This window comes from Mesorhizobium sp. B2-1-3, assembly GCF_006442495.1.
Classification (GTDB): Bacteria; Pseudomonadota; Alphaproteobacteria; order Rhizobiales; family Rhizobiaceae; genus Mesorhizobium.
Genome location: NZ_VFWL01000009.1, coordinates 30200 through 47905 on the forward strand (window position 1 = coordinate 30200; position 17706 = coordinate 47905).

The 17706-nt window shown below is 62.9% G+C and carries 15 protein-coding genes, 1 other RNA gene and 1 pseudogene; 6 read left to right on the forward strand and 11 right to left on the reverse strand.

Translation table 11 applies throughout. From position 1 onward, the window contains the following. Window positions 1-62: 62 nt before the first annotated feature. The 9 genes and pseudogenes from FJ973_RS16360 to ffs all read right to left on the reverse strand — a co-directional run bounded on the left by FJ973_RS16360 (window position 63) and on the right by ffs (window position 9233). A complete protein-coding gene (locus FJ973_RS16360) occupies window positions 63-1130 on the reverse strand; it encodes an ABC transporter permease (RefSeq protein ID WP_140556739.1) in 1068 nt (355 codons plus the stop codon). 9 nt (window positions 1131-1139) lie between these two features. After that, window positions 1140-2783, reverse strand: coding sequence for an ABC transporter substrate-binding protein (locus FJ973_RS16365; protein WP_140556741.1), 1644 nt, complete (start codon window positions 2781-2783; stop codon window positions 1140-1142). 253 nt (window positions 2784-3036) lie between these two features. Beyond that, window positions 3037-4314 (reverse strand): lytic murein transglycosylase, encoded by a 1278-nt coding sequence (locus FJ973_RS16370; protein ID WP_140556742.1) that lies wholly within the window; start codon window positions 4312-4314, stop codon window positions 3037-3039. A 197-nt stretch (window positions 4315-4511) separates the two neighbouring features. After that, window positions 4512-5117, reverse strand: coding sequence for a recombination mediator RecR (gene recR, locus FJ973_RS16380; protein WP_140513120.1), 606 nt, complete (start codon window positions 5115-5117; stop codon window positions 4512-4514). Window positions 5118-5215: 98 nt separating this feature from the next. After that, entirely contained in the window at window positions 5216-6175 is a 960-nt protein-coding gene (locus tag FJ973_RS16385) for a cell wall hydrolase (protein ID WP_140556744.1), read from the reverse strand. 196 nt (window positions 6176-6371) lie between these two features. Further along, entirely contained in the window at window positions 6372-6779 is a 408-nt protein-coding gene (locus tag FJ973_RS16390) for a hypothetical protein (protein ID WP_140556746.1), read from the reverse strand. A gap of 71 nt (window positions 6780-6850) precedes the next feature. Further along, a pseudogene (locus tag FJ973_RS16395) lies at window positions 6851-7180 on the reverse strand (YbaB/EbfC family nucleoid-associated protein); the annotation flags it as partial. A 24-nt stretch (window positions 7181-7204) separates the two neighbouring features. After that, window positions 7205-9031, reverse strand: coding sequence for a DNA polymerase III subunit gamma/tau (locus tag FJ973_RS16400; protein WP_140556747.1), 1827 nt, complete (start codon window positions 9029-9031; stop codon window positions 7205-7207). A 105-nt stretch (window positions 9032-9136) separates the two neighbouring features. Further along, window positions 9137-9233: signal recognition particle sRNA small type (gene ffs / locus FJ973_RS16405), an RNA gene on the reverse strand. Window positions 9234-9378: 145 nt separating this feature from the next. On the opposite strand from ffs, the gene FJ973_RS16410 reads away from it, so the two are divergent. The 3 genes from FJ973_RS16410 to FJ973_RS16420 are packed head-to-tail and all read left to right on the forward strand — an operon-like array spanning window position 9379 to window position 11110. Further along, a complete protein-coding gene (locus FJ973_RS16410) occupies window positions 9379-9798 on the forward strand; it encodes an HIT family protein (protein WP_140556749.1) in 420 nt (139 codons plus the stop codon). Window positions 9799-9849: 51 nt separating this feature from the next. Next, window positions 9850-10791 carry an NAD(+) diphosphatase gene (nudC, locus tag FJ973_RS16415; RefSeq protein WP_140496871.1) on the forward strand — a complete coding sequence of 314 codons (942 nt, stop codon included), beginning with the start codon at window positions 9850-9852 and terminating at the stop codon, window positions 10789-10791. Window positions 10792-10810: 19 nt separating this feature from the next. After that, the gene (locus FJ973_RS16420) at window positions 10811-11110 is read left to right on the forward strand and encodes a Dabb family protein (RefSeq protein ID WP_140523808.1); all 300 of its coding nucleotides are present in this window, start codon (window positions 10811-10813) and stop codon (window positions 11108-11110) included. A 1-nt stretch (window position 11111) separates the two neighbouring features. On the opposite strand, the gene FJ973_RS16425 is transcribed toward FJ973_RS16420, so the two are convergent. Together FJ973_RS16425 and FJ973_RS16430 are read right to left on the reverse strand one after the other, a co-directional pair. Further along, the gene (locus tag FJ973_RS16425; RefSeq protein WP_140496876.1) at window positions 11112-11975 is read right to left on the reverse strand and encodes a prephenate dehydratase; all 864 of its coding nucleotides are present in this window, start codon (window positions 11973-11975) and stop codon (window positions 11112-11114) included. A gap of 35 nt (window positions 11976-12010) precedes the next feature. Then, window positions 12011-12739 (reverse strand): 3-deoxy-manno-octulosonate cytidylyltransferase, encoded by a 729-nt coding sequence (locus tag FJ973_RS16430; protein ID WP_140556751.1) that lies wholly within the window; start codon window positions 12737-12739, stop codon window positions 12011-12013. A gap of 191 nt (window positions 12740-12930) precedes the next feature. Between FJ973_RS16430 and FJ973_RS16435 the strand changes: the two genes are divergently transcribed. The 3 genes from FJ973_RS16435 to FJ973_RS16445 all read left to right on the forward strand — a co-directional run bounded on the left by FJ973_RS16435 (window position 12931) and on the right by FJ973_RS16445 (window position 17543). Beyond that, window positions 12931-13632, forward strand: a complete 702-nt coding sequence (locus FJ973_RS16435) for a cytochrome c family protein (protein WP_140496880.1) — start codon at window positions 12931-12933, stop codon at window positions 13630-13632. 165 nt (window positions 13633-13797) lie between these two features. Then, window positions 13798-15675, forward strand: a complete 1878-nt coding sequence (locus FJ973_RS16440) for an extracellular solute-binding protein (protein WP_140556752.1) — start codon at window positions 13798-13800, stop codon at window positions 15673-15675. Beyond that, the gene (locus FJ973_RS16445; protein WP_140556754.1) at window positions 15675-17543 is read left to right on the forward strand and encodes an extracellular solute-binding protein; all 1869 of its coding nucleotides are present in this window, start codon (window positions 15675-15677) and stop codon (window positions 17541-17543) included. The genes FJ973_RS16440 and FJ973_RS16445 overlap by 1 nt, the downstream gene beginning before the upstream one ends. Window positions 17544-17706 lie beyond the last annotated feature (163 nt).

The following is a 17706-nucleotide window of genomic DNA, read 5'->3' on the forward strand; positions in this document are numbered from 1 at the left end:
GCCCGAAGGGCCGGAGTGGGGGCGATTGGCGGCAGCCGAGGCCGAAAGCGGGATTCGTCTGCTCATCGAACCTTGGTCCTCGGGTCGAGCACGCGGTAAAGCAGGTCGGACAGAAGATTGATGGCTATGAACACCGAACCGATCACGATGGTGCCGCCGAGCACCGCGTTCATGTCGGCATTCTGCAGCGAATTGGTGATGTAGAGGCCGATGCCGGGCCAGGAGAAGACCGTCTCGGTCAACACCGAACCTTCGAGCAGCCCGGCATAGGAGAGCGCGATCACGGTCACCATCGGCACGGCGGCATTGCGCAATGCATGAGCCCAGATGATGCGGGTTTCCGACAGGCCCTTGGCGCGCGCGGCGACGATGTATTCCTGGGTGAGTTCGTTGAGCATGAAGGAGCGCGTCATGCGGCTGATATAGGCGAGCGAGAAATAGCCGAGCAGCGAGGCCGGCAGGATGATGTGGCGGAAGGCGTCCCAGAAGACATCCCACTGCCCCTGCATCGCCGAGTCGAGAAGATAGAAGCCAGTGATCGGCGTGAAGGTGTATTCGTAGACGACGTCGAGCCGTGCCGGGAAAGCCACCCATTGCAGCTTGGCGTAGAACAGGACGAGCCCGAGCAGGCCAAGCCAGAAGATCGGCACGGAATAGCCGATCAGGCCGATGACGCGGACGACCTGGTCGATGAGGCTGCCGCGCCTGACGGCGGCCAGCACACCCAGCGGCACGCCGAACAGCGCACCGATCAGTGTCCCCAACGTCGCCAGTTCCGTCGTTGCAGGAAGGGCGCGGCGGATGTCGGTCATGACCGGATTGGTGGTCAGCACCGAGGTGCCGAAATCACCATTGAGGGCATTTTTGACATAAATATAGAACTGCTCGACCAGCGGCAGGTCGAGACCCATCTCGCGGCGCGTGCGTTCCACGACATTGGCCGGCGCCCGGTCGCCGAGCACGGCCAACACCGGGTCGATGGGGATGACGCGGCCAATGAAAAAGGTCACCGCGAGCAGACCGAGATAGGTCGTGATCGCGATCACCAGGAAGCGACCGATCGATGAGAAAATGGTGACGGCGCGGGCGCTGCCGCGCCCTGCCGCCGCCTGATTTTCAGCTACGCTCATCCGCCGGCGCTATTCCTTGGAAACCGGCCCAACGAAATTGGTGTCGAAGCTCGGGCCGAGCGCGAAACCCTTGAGGTTCTTGCGCAACCCGGCGACTTCCAGCTGCTGATGGATGATGACGAAGGGACTGGTGTCGAGGATCTTCTGCTGCAGATCCTTGTACATGTCGGCGCGCTTGCCCGAATCCTTCTCCAGCAAAGCGGCTTCGGTTTGCTTGGTCAGGTCCGGAATATCCCAGGCGTTGCGCCAGGCCAGCGTCTTGGACTTGCCCTCATCCGAATTGTCCGGGTTCGAGGCAAAGGTCTGGGCATTGGAGTTCGGATCGAAATAGTCCTGGCCCCACTGACCGATATAGATGTCATGGTTGCGGGCGCGGTACTTGGTCAACGTCTGCTTGCCGTCGCCGGGAATGATCTCAAGCTTGATGCCGGCCTGGCCGAGCGTCTGCTGGATCGATTCCGCCATGCCGGTTGTCGGCTGGCCGGTGCGCACATCCATGGTCACGCTGAAGCCGTCGGGCAGGCCTGCCTTTGCCAGCAGTTCCTTGGCCTTGGCGACGTCGAGCTTGAACGGGTTCTTGTCCAGTTCTCCGAGCACGCCCTTGGGCAGGAAAGTCTGGTGGATTTCACCGATGCCCTTGAGGATGGTCGAGCTCAGCGCGTCATAGTCGACCAGATATTTGAAGGCCTGACGGACTTCGGGCTTGGCGAGGTTCTGGTTCTTCTGGTTGAGGCTGATGTAGTAGACAGTTCCCTTCGGCGCACTGGTTGTGGTGAGGTCGGCGTTCTTGGCAGTGGCGTCGAGGTCGTTCGGCTCGAGATTGCGGGCGACGTCGATGTCGCCGGCCTCAAGCGCCAGGCGCTGTGCCGAGCTTTCCTTCATGTTGCGGTAGATGACGCGGGCAAGCTTTGCCTTTTCGCCGTAGTAATTGTCGTTCCGTTCGAGCACGACGGCCTCGTTGGCGCGCCACTCACGCAGCTTGTAGACGCCCGAGCCGGCATAGCCGGTCTTCAGCCAGGCATTGCCGAAATCATTGTCCCATTTGTAGTCGGCGCTCGGCGTGACCGCCGCGACATGTTCCTTGACCAGCTTGGCGTCGACGACCGAGGCGACGGTGGCCGACAGGCAGTTCAACACGAAGCTCGGCGCATAGGCCTTGTCGACGATGAACTGGAAGGTGGTGTCATCGACCGCCTTGGCCTTTTCGGCGACATTGTCGCCGCTGATCCCGAACTGGTCGATGATGAAGGCCGGGCTCTTGTCCAGCTTGACGGCGCGTTCGAACGAATAGGCGACGTCGGCCGCGGTGATCGGGTTGCCCGAGGCGAATTTCAGGCCGGGCTTGAGCTTGAACGTGTAGGTCAGGCCATCGTCCGAGACGGTCCAGCTTTCGGCGAGGTCGCCCTTGACCTTGGAGGTGTCGCTGAGGTCGAGCCGGACCAGCAGGTCATAGGTGTTGCCGGTGACCTCGGCGGTCGACAGCTCGAATGCCTCGCCCGGATCCATGGAGATGATGTCATCGATGGCGAAGCCTTCGACCAGCGTGTCGGCTGGCGTGACCGCGCCAGCCGGCGCTCCCGCCAGAAGCAGCGCCGACATTGCGGCACCCGCAAGCAGAATGCGGGATCGTAGAGCAAGCTTTTCCATCATCATGGTGATTGTTCCCTGTTTTGTTGACCTGAGTTCCCGGCTCAGGGTTGCGGTGTTTTTCCAGGCCGACAAGGGCCCCCTTTGACCACTTACCGTCGTGGTTTTTGTCCAGTTGGTCAACAGCATATCCGGCGGCCTCGCGGCGGGCAACGAGCATTTATGCGTCGGCTCACTGGATCATAGTGGCAGGCGGGCGAGCCGGAGCATGCGAAGGCCAACAGAGGCCCGCATTCGAGAAAAAACCCTGACGTGGGAGTTACTTCAGAGCAGCGACCAGGCCGGCATCGGGGAAGCAGGTGGCGGGCTTGCCGTTCTTTTCCTGCCAGGCGCCGATCGAGCGGCGGGTCTTGAAGCCGGGCAGTCCGTCGGCACTGCCGACATCATAGCCCTTGGCCTCCAGCGCCCGCTGCAGGGCGGCGATGTCGGAGCGGTGGAGGTCACCGACCGCACCCCAGCTGCCGGAAAAATTCGCATCGCCATGGGCGATGCGGTCGGCGCCATGGCCGATGAAGAGGGCATAGAGGTCGCTGGTGTTGTATTGCTTCAGCACGTAGAAATTGGGCGTGGCGATGAAGGCTGGGCCGCTGCGGCCGGCCGGCATCAGCAGGAAGCCCTCGGCCTTCAGCTCGCTCGCCGGGAATGCCTTGCCGCCGACACGCTTGATGCCCATTGCGGCCCATTGCGAGATTGTCTTGCCCTGGTCGGGGCCTTCGAGCGAACAGGAGACGCTCTCGGGCACGGTCACCTCGAAGCCCCAGCCACGTCCCCTCACCCAGCCATAATGGACGAGATAGTTGGCGATCGAGGCGAGCACGTCAGGCGTCGAGCTCCAGATGTCGACACGCCCGTCGCCATCGAAATCCACCGCATGCTTGAGAAACGATGTCGGCATGAACTGCGGTTGGCCGAGCGCGCCGGCCCAGGACGATTTCATCGCATCCACCGGGGCCAATCCGCGCTGGACGATCTCGAGCGCCGCCAGCAGCTCGGTGCGGAAGAAGTCCTTCCTCGTCGACATGAACGCCTTGGTGCCCAGCACCTCGAAGGCGTCGTAAGGCATCTTCGCCGCGCCGAACCCTGTTTCGCGGCCCCAGATCGCCAAAAGGACCTCGCCCGGCACGCCATAGCGCTTTTCGATCGCGGCGAGTGTACTGGCGTTGGCCGCCTCGCGCGTCCGCCCGCCCGATGTGACCGCGCGGATGGTCTTCTCGGCGAAATAGGCGCCGGGCGAGCCGAACTCGGCCTGATGCTGCTTCTGCGGCGTCTTCGGCTTCTCGCCGGGCATGACAAGATCGGGCAGCTTGAGATTGGGTTTGACGCCGTCGAAAGCGGCATCGAAGGTCTGCTTGGAAATGCGCTTTGCCTTGGCGTCAGGCCACAAATCGTTCCGCAGCCAGGCGCGGAACTGGTTGTCGACTTTGGCGGCCGAGGCGGGGGTGGAGAGGAACAGTGCAGCCAGTATCGCCAGGAAAAACGCAAAGCAGAACTTGCGGAGGCCGCGTTCCTTGGCGCCCCCCTCTGGCCTGCCGGCCATCTCCCCCTCAAGGGGGGAGATCGACTGTTGTCTCTGCCTTCGCCAAACACCGCCGTTGAAAAGGAGATGCCGGCTGCGAAATTGCCAATCTCCCCCCTTGAGGGGGAGATGTCCGGCAGGACAGAGGGGGGCGCCACGGAACGCCAACTTTTGAGGATGCGGGATCATCGTGACAAGCATCCTTCCTCGCAATCGCGTCAAAACGCCGTCCTGGAGCGCAGCGCTGCCGCCAGCGTGCCTTCGTCGAGATAATCGAGTTCGCCCCCGACCGGCACGCCGTGGGCCAGCCGCGTTATCTTCACCTCGAAACCGGACAATTGATCGGTCAGGTAATGGGCCGTGGTCTGGCCCTCCACCGTGGCATTGACGGCCAGGATGATCTCCTTGACCTCGCCGCCGGCGACGCGGTCGACCAATGAGCGGATGTTGAGCTGATCGGGGCCGATGCCGTCGAGCGGCGACAGCGTGCCGCCCAGCACGTGGTAGCGCACGTTCATCGCCGCCGCCCGCTCCAGCGCCCACAGATCAGAGACGTCCTCGACGACGATCAGCGTGCCGGCGTCACGGCGTGGATCGGTGCAGATCATGCAGGGGTCCGACGTGTCGACATTGCCGCAGGTCGAGCAGATGCGCACCTTGTCGGCCGCCTCGCCCATGGCGGCGGCGAGCGGCGACAGCAGTTGTTCCTTCTTCTTGATCAAATGCAGCGCGGCGCGCCTGGCCGAGCGGGGACCGAGCCCCGGCACTTTGGCCAGGAGCTGGATCAGGCGTTCGATCTCGGGACCCGCGATTCGCTTGGACATTGCCCTGATCTAGAGCAATTCCGCGAAAAGTGCGAAGCGGTTTTGCGTCCGGACCGCGTCTCCAACCAGCACCGGCAGGCCGTCAAGTGCGGCCCGCCTCAGTTGGTTTCGAGCGGACGGCTCTGGCTGACGATCATCGCGCCGATGGCATCGGTGTTCTCAGGCGTCGACTGGAATCCCATCGCCGCTTCCTGCGGCGCGCCCTGCACCGAGGAAATGACCTTCGTGTTCAAGGTCCCGCCAAAACGAGCGGCGTCCGGTTCCTCCATCGGCTCCTGCATCGCCACCATCGTCGGCTTTTCCTGGACGCGCGCAGACTTTGCGGCCGGCGCAGCCGATGCCGTCACGTAGGTCTGCTGGGCCGCCTTGCCGGAGCGCACCGGCTCCGCCGCGGCAGTCACGTAGGCCGCAGCGGTGCGATCGGATGTCTTGGCCGCCGGCTCGGCGAAAGCGACGCGAGTCGCGGCAACTCCGGGCAAGGCTGATGGCTGCTCGGCCGAGGCGACCGCGACCGTCGGCTCGTCCGGCAGCGGCTGCCAGTTGCGGCCGCGCTTCTCGTAGAACGCATTGCCGCCGGCGACCATGGTGTAATGCATATTCTTGTAGGGGAAGCGCAGGCCCGCGGTGTGGAAATACATCGTGTTCTTGAGCTTGGCCTTGCGCTCGCCCTTGAGCACGGCGTCGGCGGCTTCCTCGACATCGGGCATGGCACGCGAATTCATCGGCCTGGTCATGACGCCGGGCGCGAACTGGCCGCGCTCGCCCACCACCGCGCAGATGGTGTCACCATGTTTGCCGGAGCGCAGCCGGTTCATCACGACAGTGCCGACGGCGATCATGCCATCGCGGCTCGACCGGTTGGATTCGAAGAACATCGCCCTTTCCAGGCATTCCCTGTCCTTCGGCGTGTGGTAGCCGCGAGAGCTCAGGAAACTCGGCGTGATGGCGTCGGTCAGGCTGGACATGCCGTGTGACGCGGTCTGGCTGCAAGCGGCCAGGAACAGGGGAGACGTGACGACGCCGAGCAACAGCGGCGTCTTCCATCGCGTGGCAATCAACAGGTAACCCTCTCACTTCGATGCCCGCCCCCAGGCTGCGGCAAGAATGAGACACTTTCGGGCAAAATGATGGCTAAAACGTTATTGGTGAGATGCTGTTGCCAAACTGGCACAGTTACGTGGCAAGATCCGGACTTCAAGCCTTTGTTTTATGCACGCCCTTGTCCAGGCCGAGACCGCTTTTGGACGACATGCATTATCGCTCGGCTGAAATCGCTGCCGGCCGTCCTGGCTCAATTTCTTCGAATTTCTCCGAGAACAGCCCGCGCTTCAGGAACAATGCTCGCGCATTGCGGGCGACCGGCGCGATCTTTCCCGGCCAGTCGCTGTCGATGAACTCGGACCTGGTGAAATCGGGGTTGGCCTCTCCGGCAGCCTCCAGGAAATCCGCGATCTCCAGCACGATGGCGCGTTCTTCCTTCGAGAGCGCCGAAGTGCCCGCTTCGATCGAGGGGCGATGCACGAAATCCTCGAACAGGTTGAAATAGCCCTTGATGCCGACGAGATCGACGCCGGCATCAGAATCGGCCAGGATTTCCAGGATCTCGTAGATCCTGTTGCGGATACGCTGCTCGATCAGCCTTTCGGACGGCTCTTCGGCCATGGCCAACTAGTCTTTGGCTTTATGCATGTCGTTATCCCCAAAACCGTCGCACACTCTTGGGCGACATGCATCTAGAACGGCAGTTTCATTCCCGGCGGAATCGGGAGGCCGGCGGTCAGCGCCTTGGTCTTTTCCTGCATGATCTGCTCGACCTTGGCCTTGGCGTCATTGTGAGCGGCCAGAAGCAGGTCTTCGAGGATCTCGACCTCATCCTCCTTGAACAGAGACGGGTCGATCTTCAGCGACTTCATCTCAAACTTGCCGGTCAACGTGACAATGACCAGGCCGCCGCCGGCCTGGCCGACGGCTTCGACCGTGGCGATCTCGTCCTGCATAGCCTGGAACTTGGCTTGCATTTCCTTCGCCTTGCCCATGAGGCCGAGAAGATCTTTCATGGTCCGATCCTTTGCAAAGTCGTGGTTTCGTCAGGGTTCGTCGTCGTCCGCCGGCGGCTCGACCGGCACTTCGGCTTCGACCGCGTCGGCTTCCGGCGCGTCGGGAATGCGCACGTCGATGATCCTGGCGCCGGGAAAACGCGCCAGGATGGCGGCGACCGTCGGATCGCTCTTGGCATCGAGCAAAGCGTTCTCGCGCCTGGTCGATTCCATTTCGGCCAGCGTCTGGCCGCCCTCTTCCTTCGACAGCGACACCAGCCAGTTGCGGCCGGTCCAGGCGCGCAGCTTGGTCGTCAAATCGTTGAGCAGCATTTTGGGCGCATCGTCGGTCAGGCTGACGTCGATGCGGCCGGGCTCGATGCGCACGAGGCGGATGCAGCGCTTGACCAGCACCTTGAAGGCGATGTCGCGCTGCGCGTCGGCAAGGGCGACAATATCGGCCAGCGATTTCAGCGGTATTGGCTGCGCCTCCGGCGCCGGCTGCACAGGCGCAATGAAGGCGGCCGGAGCGGCTTCCACCAGCCGCATGGTCTGCGCGCCGCCCGACCCGCCGGGCATGCGCGCCTGCGCCACTGCGCTGGCGCCGTTGCCACCAGGAGCGCCGCCATTACCGGGGCTCGCCGGCGCGCCGTTCGAACGCGGCGCCGCGCCCGGCGCCGGCAGGCCGTTCTCCAGCGATCTCAATGCTTCGTCCAGCGTCGGCAAGTCGGCCGCGTGCGCCAGCCGGATCAGCACCATCTCGGCAGCACTTACCGGGCGGTTGGAGGACTGCACCTCCGGGATGCCCTTGAGCAGCATCTGCCACGTCCGCGACAGCACCTTGATCGAGAGCGTCCGCGCGAAATCTGCGCCGCGCTCGCGCTCGTCCTGCGACAGCGCCGCGTCGTCGGCGGCGGCCGGCACGAAACGCAGCCGGGTGACGAGATGGTTGAATTCGGCAAGGTCGGTCAGCACGGCGGCCGGATCGGCGCCGGTGTCGTATTGCGCGCGCAATTCCGCCAGTGCCGCGGCAACGTCACCTTTCATGACATGTTCGAACAAATCGACGACGCGGGCGCGATCGGCGAGACCCAGCATCGCGCGCACGGCTTCGGCGCTGACCGCACCGCCGCCATGCGCGATGGCCTGGTCGAAAATCGATTGAGCATCGCGCATCGACCCCTCGGCCGCGCGCGCGATCATCGCCAGCGCGTCGTCTTCCGCCTCGATGCCTTCCAGGCCCGCTATCCGGGCGAGATCAGCCTTCACCACAGCCGCATCGATGCGCCTCAGGTCAAAGCGCTGGCAGCGCGACAGCACGGTGATCGGCACCTTGCGGATTTCGGTGGTGGCGAAGATGAACTTGACGTGCGGCGGCGGCTCTTCCAGCGTCTTCAACAGGCCGTTGAAGGCCTGCGTCGACAGCATGTGCACTTCGTCGATGATGTAGACCTTGTAGCGGGCCGAGACCGGCGCGTAGCGCACCCGTTCGATGATGTCCCTGATGTCGTCGATACCGGTGTGCGAGGCGGCATCCATCTCGATGACGTCGACATGGCGGCCTTCCATGATCGCCTGGCAATGCTCGCCGAGCACGGCAAGGTCGACGGAAGGCTGGTCGATTGTTGCCGTTTTATAATTCAGGGCCCGCGCGAGAATGCGCGCGGTCGTGGTCTTGCCGACGCCGCGCACGCCGGTCAACATCCAGGCCTGGGCGATGCGGCCGGTGGCGAAAGCGTTGGTGAGCGTGCGCACCATCGGCTCCTGGCCGACCAGTTCGGAGAAATTCGCCGGACGGTACTTGCGCGCCAGCACGCGATAGGCGCCAGCCTTGCCTATCTCCAGGCTTTTTGGTCCCGAATTTCCGGCTTCGCTCATTCGCCCGCAAAACTCCAAATGGCCGCGCCAAAAGGCGGCCGATTCCTGCGCATAGTTTCGCCCGCGCTGCAATGCGTCGTCAACGTCGCGAGAAGGGCCGATGAGGTGGGAGGCTGGAACAATGACCCGTTCCGGGCTCGTTAGGGCTGCTTCCTTCCGGACCTGACCCGGTTGGCGAGTGGATCGTCCACCACCAACCTCCCTCCGTCCATATCGGCAATTCGGCGACGAAATGCAAGGGCGCAGGCAAATCGGCTGCACCAGCCACGAGATTCGCTTGCAGCCTCGATGCAGCCGCTCTAGCGTTCATGACTCTGAGGAAAACACCAAAAGCAAGGGAAACGCCGATGCTGCCGGGCCTGAAGGCCGGATTCACGCTGGATACCCGGCTGGAGGCGGACAGCGAGCAGTTGATGTGGCTTGGGCTGTGTGAACTGCGCGTGATGAACGACCGCCGCTGGCCATGGCTGCTTCTGGTGCCGCAGCGGCCGGGCGTGGAGGAAATCCACGACATGACGCCGCTCGACCAGACAATGCTGACCTTCGAGACCAATATGGTGGCGCAGGCGCTGAAGAAGGTGACCGGCTGCACCAAGATCAACACCGGCGCGCTCGGCAACATCGTGCGCCAGCTGCACATCCACGTCATCGCCCGTTCGGAAGGCGATCCCGGCTGGCCCGGCCCGGTGTGGGGACACGGCCTGCGCGAGCCCTATCAGCGCTCCGAGCTGCGCCGGTTTGCCGAAACGATAAGGGCGGCGCTATAAGCCTTCCCGTGTCCATCCCGAACATGTCCATCCCGAACGCCCAGAGTCCGCATGAGCTTTAGCCTGTTTGACGCGCCCTTGCGCGAGCCGAGCCAATTCGTCGGCTTCGCCGGCAACAGTATCGACCGACAATCCGAGAACCGCGCCGACGATTCGGTCGACAAAGCGCTCGCCGATCCCGGAACCAGGCTGCTTTTGATGCAGGGCGGCCGGCTCTACCTGAAGGTTCGTGACGGCAGCTTCGATCCCTGGTTCGGCGTCGCCGAAAGCCTGCCCTTCCAGACCTTGCCCGGCAGCGGTGTGCTGCTTGGATTCTCCGACCAGGGCCCGGTGCTGGCGGTGACCGCCGGTCTCGAGCCGGAACAGCTTCCCGAAACAGTCAAGGCCATCGACTACCGCTCGGTCTACATGCAAGGCCTGATCGACGAAGCGGCCGCCGGAGCGATGGCGCAGGGCGCCGCACTGCTCGCCTGGCACGCCAGCCATCGTTTCTGCAGCAAATGCGGGACCGAGTCACAAATGCGGGCCGGCGGCTACAAGCGCCATTGCCCGAATTGCGGCACCGAGCATTTTCCGCGCACGGATCCGGTGGCGATCATGCTGACGGCGACGCGCGAGAAATGCCTGCTCGGGCGCGGCCGGCATTTCGCGCCGGGCATGTACTCCGCCCTTGCCGGCTTCATCGAGCCGGGCGAGACGATCGAGGCGGCGGTGCGCCGCGAGACGCTGGAGGAGGCCGGCATCCGGCTCGGCCGCGTCGTCTACCACGCCAGCCAGCCCTGGCCATTCCCCTATTCGCTGATGATCGGCTGCTTCGGCGAGCCGCTCAATGAAGACATCCAGGCCGACCTCAACGAGCTGGAAGACTGCCGCTGGTTCTTGCGCGACGAGGTGCGCCTGATGCTGGCCAGGGAGCATCCGGGCAATCTGATCACGCCGCCGAAGGGAGCCATCGCGCATCACCTGATCCGCGCCTGGGTCGACAGCGAATAATGGAAATCAGGAGAGGGAAATGATCCGCCATACCGTCGTGTTCACGCTGAAGCATCCGCCGCACTCGCTGGAGGAAAAAAGGTTCCTGGTCGACGCCAAAAAATTCCTCTCGGCGATCAGGGGCGTCACCCATTTCGAACAATTGCGCCAGGTCAGCCCCAAGAACGACTACCAGTTCGGCTTCTCCATGGAATTCGCCGACCAGGCCGCCTATACCAGGTACAACGACCATCCCGACCACGTCGCCTTCGTGCGCGACCGCTGGATTCCTGAAGTCGAGACCTTCATGGAGATCGACTATGTGCCCCTTGGCTGGTAGCTCAATCCGCTACCTTCCACTGCTCGCGTGACTCACTCGCCGGATAGACGCCGAGGATCCGCACTTCGCGCGAGAAGAAGCGAAGCTCGTCCAGCGCCAGCTTGACCAGCGGATCGTCGGGGTGGCCCTCGATGTCGGCGTAGAACAGTGTCGCCGTGAAGGCGCCGAGTTGGTAGCTCTCGAGCTTGGTCATGTTGATGCCGTTGGTGGCGAAACCGCCCATCGCCTTGTAGAGCGCGGCCGGCACGTTGCGGACGCGGAAGATGAAGGTCGTCATCATCTTGGCGTCAGGCGACGGGCGTTCGGCCCACTGCTTGTTCTTGGTCAGGACGACGAAGCGCGTGACGTTGGAATCGGTGTCCTCGACATTCTCCTCGATGATGTCGAGGCCGTAGAGCGTGGCGGCCAATGCCGGGGACAAGGCCGCCATGGTGCGGTCCTTGACCTCGGAGACCATCTTGGCCGCGCCCGCCGTGTCGCCGGCGACAACCGCCTTCCAGCCATTTTTGCGGACGTATTTGCGGCACTGGCCGAGCGCATGGATGTGGCTGTGCACGGTTTTGATCTCGTCACGCCTCACACCTGGCAGCACCATCAGCTGGAAATGGATGGGCAGGAAATATTCGCCGACGATGTGCAGCCTCGATTCCGGCAGCAGATGGTGAATGTCGGCGACGCGCCCGGCGATGGTGTTCTCGATCGGGATCATGGCGAGATCGGCCTTGCCGGTTTCGACCGCGTTGAACGCATCCTCGAAGGTCGGGCACGGCAGCGGCTGCATCGAGGGATAGACGTTACGGCAGGCGGTGTCGGAATTGGCGCCGGGCTCGCCCTGGAAGGATATTCTGTTGGTCTTTTCAGGCATGGCCAATTCTCGTTGAAGGGGTGTCGGTTCGGCGCTCAGTTTGAAAGGATCGTCCTGGCCCGTTCCAGGTCTTGCGGCGTGTCGACGCCGAGCGGCAGCGACCGCACGATCTCGGCGTCGATGCGCATGCCGGCTTCCAGCGCCCGCAACTGCTCCAGCCGCTCGCGGCGTTCCAGCGGCGACGGCTTGAGCGCCACGAAGCGCTCGAGCGCCGAGCGGCGATAGGCATAGAGACCGACATGGTGATAGAGCGCGCCCTCGCCCCAGGGCGCGGTGGCCCGGGTGAAATAAAGCGCCCTCAGCCTGGTGGCCGACAATGGCGAGCCAACGATCTTGACGACGTTGGGATTGGTCTTTTCCTCGTCGCGCTCGATCTCGACGCCGAGCGTGGCGATGTCCACCGCCTTGTCCTCGAACGGCCTGAGCGAGGCCACGATGATCGCGGGATCGATGGTCGGCAGGTCACCCTGCACATTGACGATGGTTTCGACCTTGTTTGCCGGATCCAGCACCGTCAGGGCCTCGAATATCCGGTCCGAACCCGATTCGTGGTCCGAGCGCGTCATCACCGCCTCGAAACCATGCGCGCGCACCGCTTCCGCCACGCCTTGCGTGTCGGTCGCCACCACCACACGGCCAAGCCCGGCCTCGGCGGCGCGGCGCGCGACATGGACGATCATCGGGGCGCCGGCAATGTCGGCCAGCGGCTTGCCGGGGAGCCGGGTCGAGGCCATGCGGGCGGGGATCAGGATCAAGGTGGACATCGGTTTGGCGGGCGTTCGAAACGAGGAGGGGAAAGTGGCAAAAGGTCTCACTGGAAGCGCCCTTATAGGTGTTGCAACGCCGGAGCAAAAGACCTAGTTTCCGCGCGATTTGACCGGCTCTGGAGGGCAGGTCTCGATACCGACGGACGGAGTGGACGGATCGGTCCGCCGGAAAAGGGAGCAAGGGGCGTATGGATTCCAACGAAGTCAACAAGCTGCTCGCCGGATTGCTCGGAACCGTTTTCGTGGTGTTCTCGGTCGGCATCGTGTCGGACGCGCTGTTTGCCTCGCCCGCTCCGGAAAAGCCCGGCTTCGCCATCGAGGCCGCCGAGCCCGCCGAGGGCGGCCCCGCCGCTCCGGCAGCCGCCGAAAAGCCGATCGCGGATCTTCTGGCCAACGCAAGTGCCGAACAGGGCGCTGCCATCTTCAAGAAATGCCAGGCCTGCCACTCCGGCGAGAAGGGCGGCCCCAACAAGGTCGGCCCGGATTTGTGGGATCTCATCGACCGCCCGGTCGCCGAGCATGAGGGCTTCGCCTATTCGGCCGGCATGAAGGAGTTTTCCAAGGGCGGCACCGAGAAGTGGACCTACGACAACATCAACCACTTCATCACCTCGCCGAAAAAATTCGTGAAAGGCACGGCGATGGGCTTTGCCGGCCTGCCGAAGGAAGAAGACCGCGCCAACGTCATCGCCTATCTGCGCACGCTGTCGGACAATCCCAAGCCGCTGCCCGCGCCGGGCGCTGCCGCCGATGCATCCGCCCCCGCCAAGCCCGCCGAAGGGGCCGCACCGGCCAAGCCGGCCGAAGGCGCAGCTCCCGCCAAGCCGGCGGCGCCTGCGGCTCCCGCCGCACCAGCTCCGGCCGCCCCGGCACCGGCGCCTGCTCAATAAATCGGATATAGTCTCGACGACCTTGAAAAAGCCGGGTTCTGCCCGGCTTTTTCGTTAGGAAAACCGCCTCTACGGCGACAAAGCCGCGCATGGCGGTTTTCACGCGCGGCAAATCATCTAGATTGCCTTTCTGGATGATGGCACGCATCGCGAAGAGGACAGTGGATGACGCTTGGCCCAGTGCTTCTCAAATCGTTGCTGGCGGCGGCCCTGCTGGCCGCGGGGTTGCAGGCGGCCCTGGCCGATGAGTGGCGCACCACCTCATCGCTGATCGGCGAATCCAAATATGGCGACAATTTCCAGCACTACGACTACGTGAACCCCAACGCACCCAAAGGCGGCACGCTGAATTCGGTGGTACTGGGCACTTTCGACAGCTTCAATCCCTATATCGTGCAGGGTTCACCGGCCGCCGGCCTGGTCGGGTTCGGCGGCGGCCTGCTCTACGACACGCTGATGGAGCAGGCGACCGACGAAGGCAGTGTCAGCCATCCGCTGATCGCCGACGCCTACAAATACCCGGCCGACTTTTCCTCGGCGACTTACCGGCTCGACCCCCGCGCGAAATGGCATGACGGCCAGCCTATCACCGTCGACGACGTGATCTGGTCATTCCAGGTGCTGAAGGCGAACAGCCCGATGTACAGCCGCTATTTCGAGAATGTCACGGATGCCGTGGCCGTCTCGGATCGCGAAGTCGAGTTTCATTTCAGCCAGAAGGGCAACCGCGAGCTGCCTAAAATCCTGGGTGACCTCGCCGTGCTGCCGAAACATTGGTGGGAAGGCACGGATGCCAACGGCAAGAAGCGCGACGTCACCAGGCCGACGCTGGAGCCGCCGCTCGGCTCCGCCGCCTACAAGATCGCCAGCTTCAAGCCTGGCTCGGAAATCGTCTGGCAGCGCGTGCCGGACTATTGGGGTGCCAAGCTGCCGGTGAAGGTCGGCCGCGAGAATTTCGACAGGCAGCGTTTCACCTACATCCTTGATGACAATGCCGCCTGGCAGGCCTTCACCAAGGGCGGACTTGACGACATCAAACCGGAAAACAGTTCGAAGCGCTGGAAAACATTCTATGATTTCCCGGCGGTCAAGGCCGGCGATGTCATCAAGCAGGAATTCAAGACCACCTCGCCAGAGCCGATGCAGGCTTTCATGCTCAACCAGAGGCGCCCGCTGTTCCAGGACCGCCTGGTGCGGGCCGCGCTGACCTATCCTTTCGACTTCGAGACGATGAACCGTACGCTGTTCTACGGGTTCAACACTCGCACCAGCAGCTATTTCCAGGGAACTGAACTGGCCTCCAGCGGCTTGCCGCAAGGCAAGGAGCTGGAAATTCTTGAACAGTATCGCGACAAGCTGCCGCCCGAACTGTTCACCCAGGAATTCAAGCTGCCGGTCTACGATTCGCCGCAAGCCGAGCGCAAATACCTGAAGCAGGCTGTCGACCTCTTCGCCAAGGCTGGATGGGTGATCAAGGGCGGCAAGATGGTCAATGCCAAGACCGGCGAGCCGTTCAAGTTCGAGATACTCGGCTGGAACGACACCGACCAAGTCATCTCCAGCCCCTATATCGCCAATCTGCGCAAGATCGGCGTCGACGCCACGTTGCGCATCATCGACCAGACCCAGTACGTCAACCGCGTCAACAATTTCGACTACGATGTCATTATCGGGCAACTCGGCCAGTCGGAATCGCCTGGCAATGAGCAGCGCGACTTCTGGAGTTCCAAGGCCGCCGACAGGCCGGGATCGCGCAACTACGCCGGCATCAAGAACCCGGTCGTCGATGCCCTGGTCGATCGCATCATCTTCGCCACCGACCGCGAGGACCTGGTTGCCGCCACCCACGCGCTCGACCGCGTGCTGCTGTGGAACTACTACGTCGTGCCGCAGTACTATCGAGCCGTGGTCTGGCTGGCTTACTGGAACAAATTCGGCATTCCCGCCAAACAGCCGAGCTATATCGGCGCCGACCAGAATTCCTGGTGGATCGATCCGGAGAAGGAAAAGGCGCTGGCGGCCAAATACAAGGGCAACAATTGATGGCGGTGCTGCCCCGTCGCGATTTCCTGGGCCTGGGCAGTGCCGCCGCTGTCGCCGCCCTGTTGCCCGGAAAAGCCTTTGCCAATATTGCGACCGGCACCAAACTGCACGGCCTGTCCGCCTATGGCGACCTCAAATACAAACCGGATTTCACGCATTTCGACTACGTCAATCCGGATGCACCCAAGGGCGGCCAGATGAATTTCGCGCCGCCGAACGCCACGCTCAACCAAAGCTTCCTGACCTTCAACACGTTGAATTCCCTGGTATTGAAAGGAGATGCGCCGCCGCGCACCGAACTCTGTTTCGATTCCTTGATGGCAAGCGCGCTCGACGAGCCGGATGCGGTCTACGGCCTGCTTGCCGAGTCCGTCACCTTGTCGCAAGACCGCAACGGCTTCCGCTTCGCGCTGCGACCGCAAGCGCGTTTCCACGACGGCTCGCCGCTAACCGCCGAAGACGTCGTCTTCGCGTTGAAGCTTTACAAAGAGCAAGGGCATCCGAACCTTTCCCAGGCGTTGCGGTATATGACCGACGCGGTCGCCGAGGATCCGCTCACCCTCAACCTTACCTTCAACGGCGAACAGTCCGCGCAAAACATCCTCAGGATCGTGGCGATGCCGATCGTGTCCAAGGCCTTTTATGCGGTCAATGATTTCAATGCCTCGACGATGACGCCGCCGCTCGGCTCGGGACCATACAAAATGGGGCGAGTGGCCGCGGGACAGACAGTCGAATATGAGCGCGTGGCCGACTATTGGGGCCGCGACCTCCCGGTGAATCGCGGCCAGTATAATTTCGACCGTATCCGCATCGACTTCTATCTCGACCGGCAGGCGGCGTTCGAAGCCTTCAAGAAGGGTGACACGCATTTTCGCGAGGAGTTTACCGCGCGGGTCTGGGCGACCGGCTACGATTTTCCGGCGCTCAAGGACGGCAAGGTCGTCAAACGGGAATTTCCCGGCGAGAAGACGCCAGACATGCAGGGCGTCGCACTGAACCAGCGTCGTGCGCAATTCCGCGATGAGCGGGTGCGACGGGCGATCGCCCGGTGTTTCGATTTCGAATGGATGAAGCGGGCGTTGTTTTATGGCTCTTACGAGCGCTCTCAATCGAACTTCGAACGGTCGGATTACAAGGCCGAAGGCTTGCCCTCGCCTGAGGAATTGGTCCTGCTGGAGCCATTCCGGGCCGAGTTGCCACCGGAGGTTTTTGGCGAAGCCGTGACGCAGCCTCTGTCCGACGGGTCAGGCCATGACCGCAAGCTGCTGGGCGAGGCTTCGAGATTGCTCGCGCAAGCCGGCTGGAAGCGGGCGGGCAATTTCGTCGTCAACGACAAGGGCGAGCGGCTGCGGGTGGAAATGCTGACGGAGGATGACGGCATCGTTCGCATCTACACCCCATGGTCCGAGAATATGAAGGCGATCGGGATCGACGCTTCGATCCGGCAGGTCGATTCGGCGCAATATGAACAGCGGCAGAGCGATTTCGACTTCGATCTTACCGTGCTGCATTGGTCGATCGGGGCGACGCCGACTGATGACAGCCTGGAGATGCTCTATGATTCTCGAATGGCGAAAATCCCGGGGCAGCGCAACTACCCCGGAACAGAAAGCAAGGCCATCGACGCGTTGATCGTGGCAGCCGGCAAGGCGCGAAGCCGGTCCGAACTCGTCACCGCGCTCAGAGCCCTCGATCGGGTCTTGCGCGCGCGGCTGGACTGGATTCCAACATACTATCTGGCGAATCACCGCGTCGCCTATTGGGACATGTTCGGCTTCGTCGAGCAAAAGCCCGATTTCGGCTTTCCGGTCGAGACGCTGTGGTGGTTCGACAAGGGCAAGGCGGCAAAAATTGGCAAAGGCTGAATTTCTTGCGGGCGTAAGCACCGCCCCTCACCTGCCTGCCCGTCCTCCGCAGCAGCTGCGCCGCAGTTGCGGAGGGTGGACCGGCATCCTCTGCCCGTATAGTGACGGGGAAAGAGGCGCGTTCATCGACGGTTTCGCCAATCACATGCGTCGGGAGGGCACC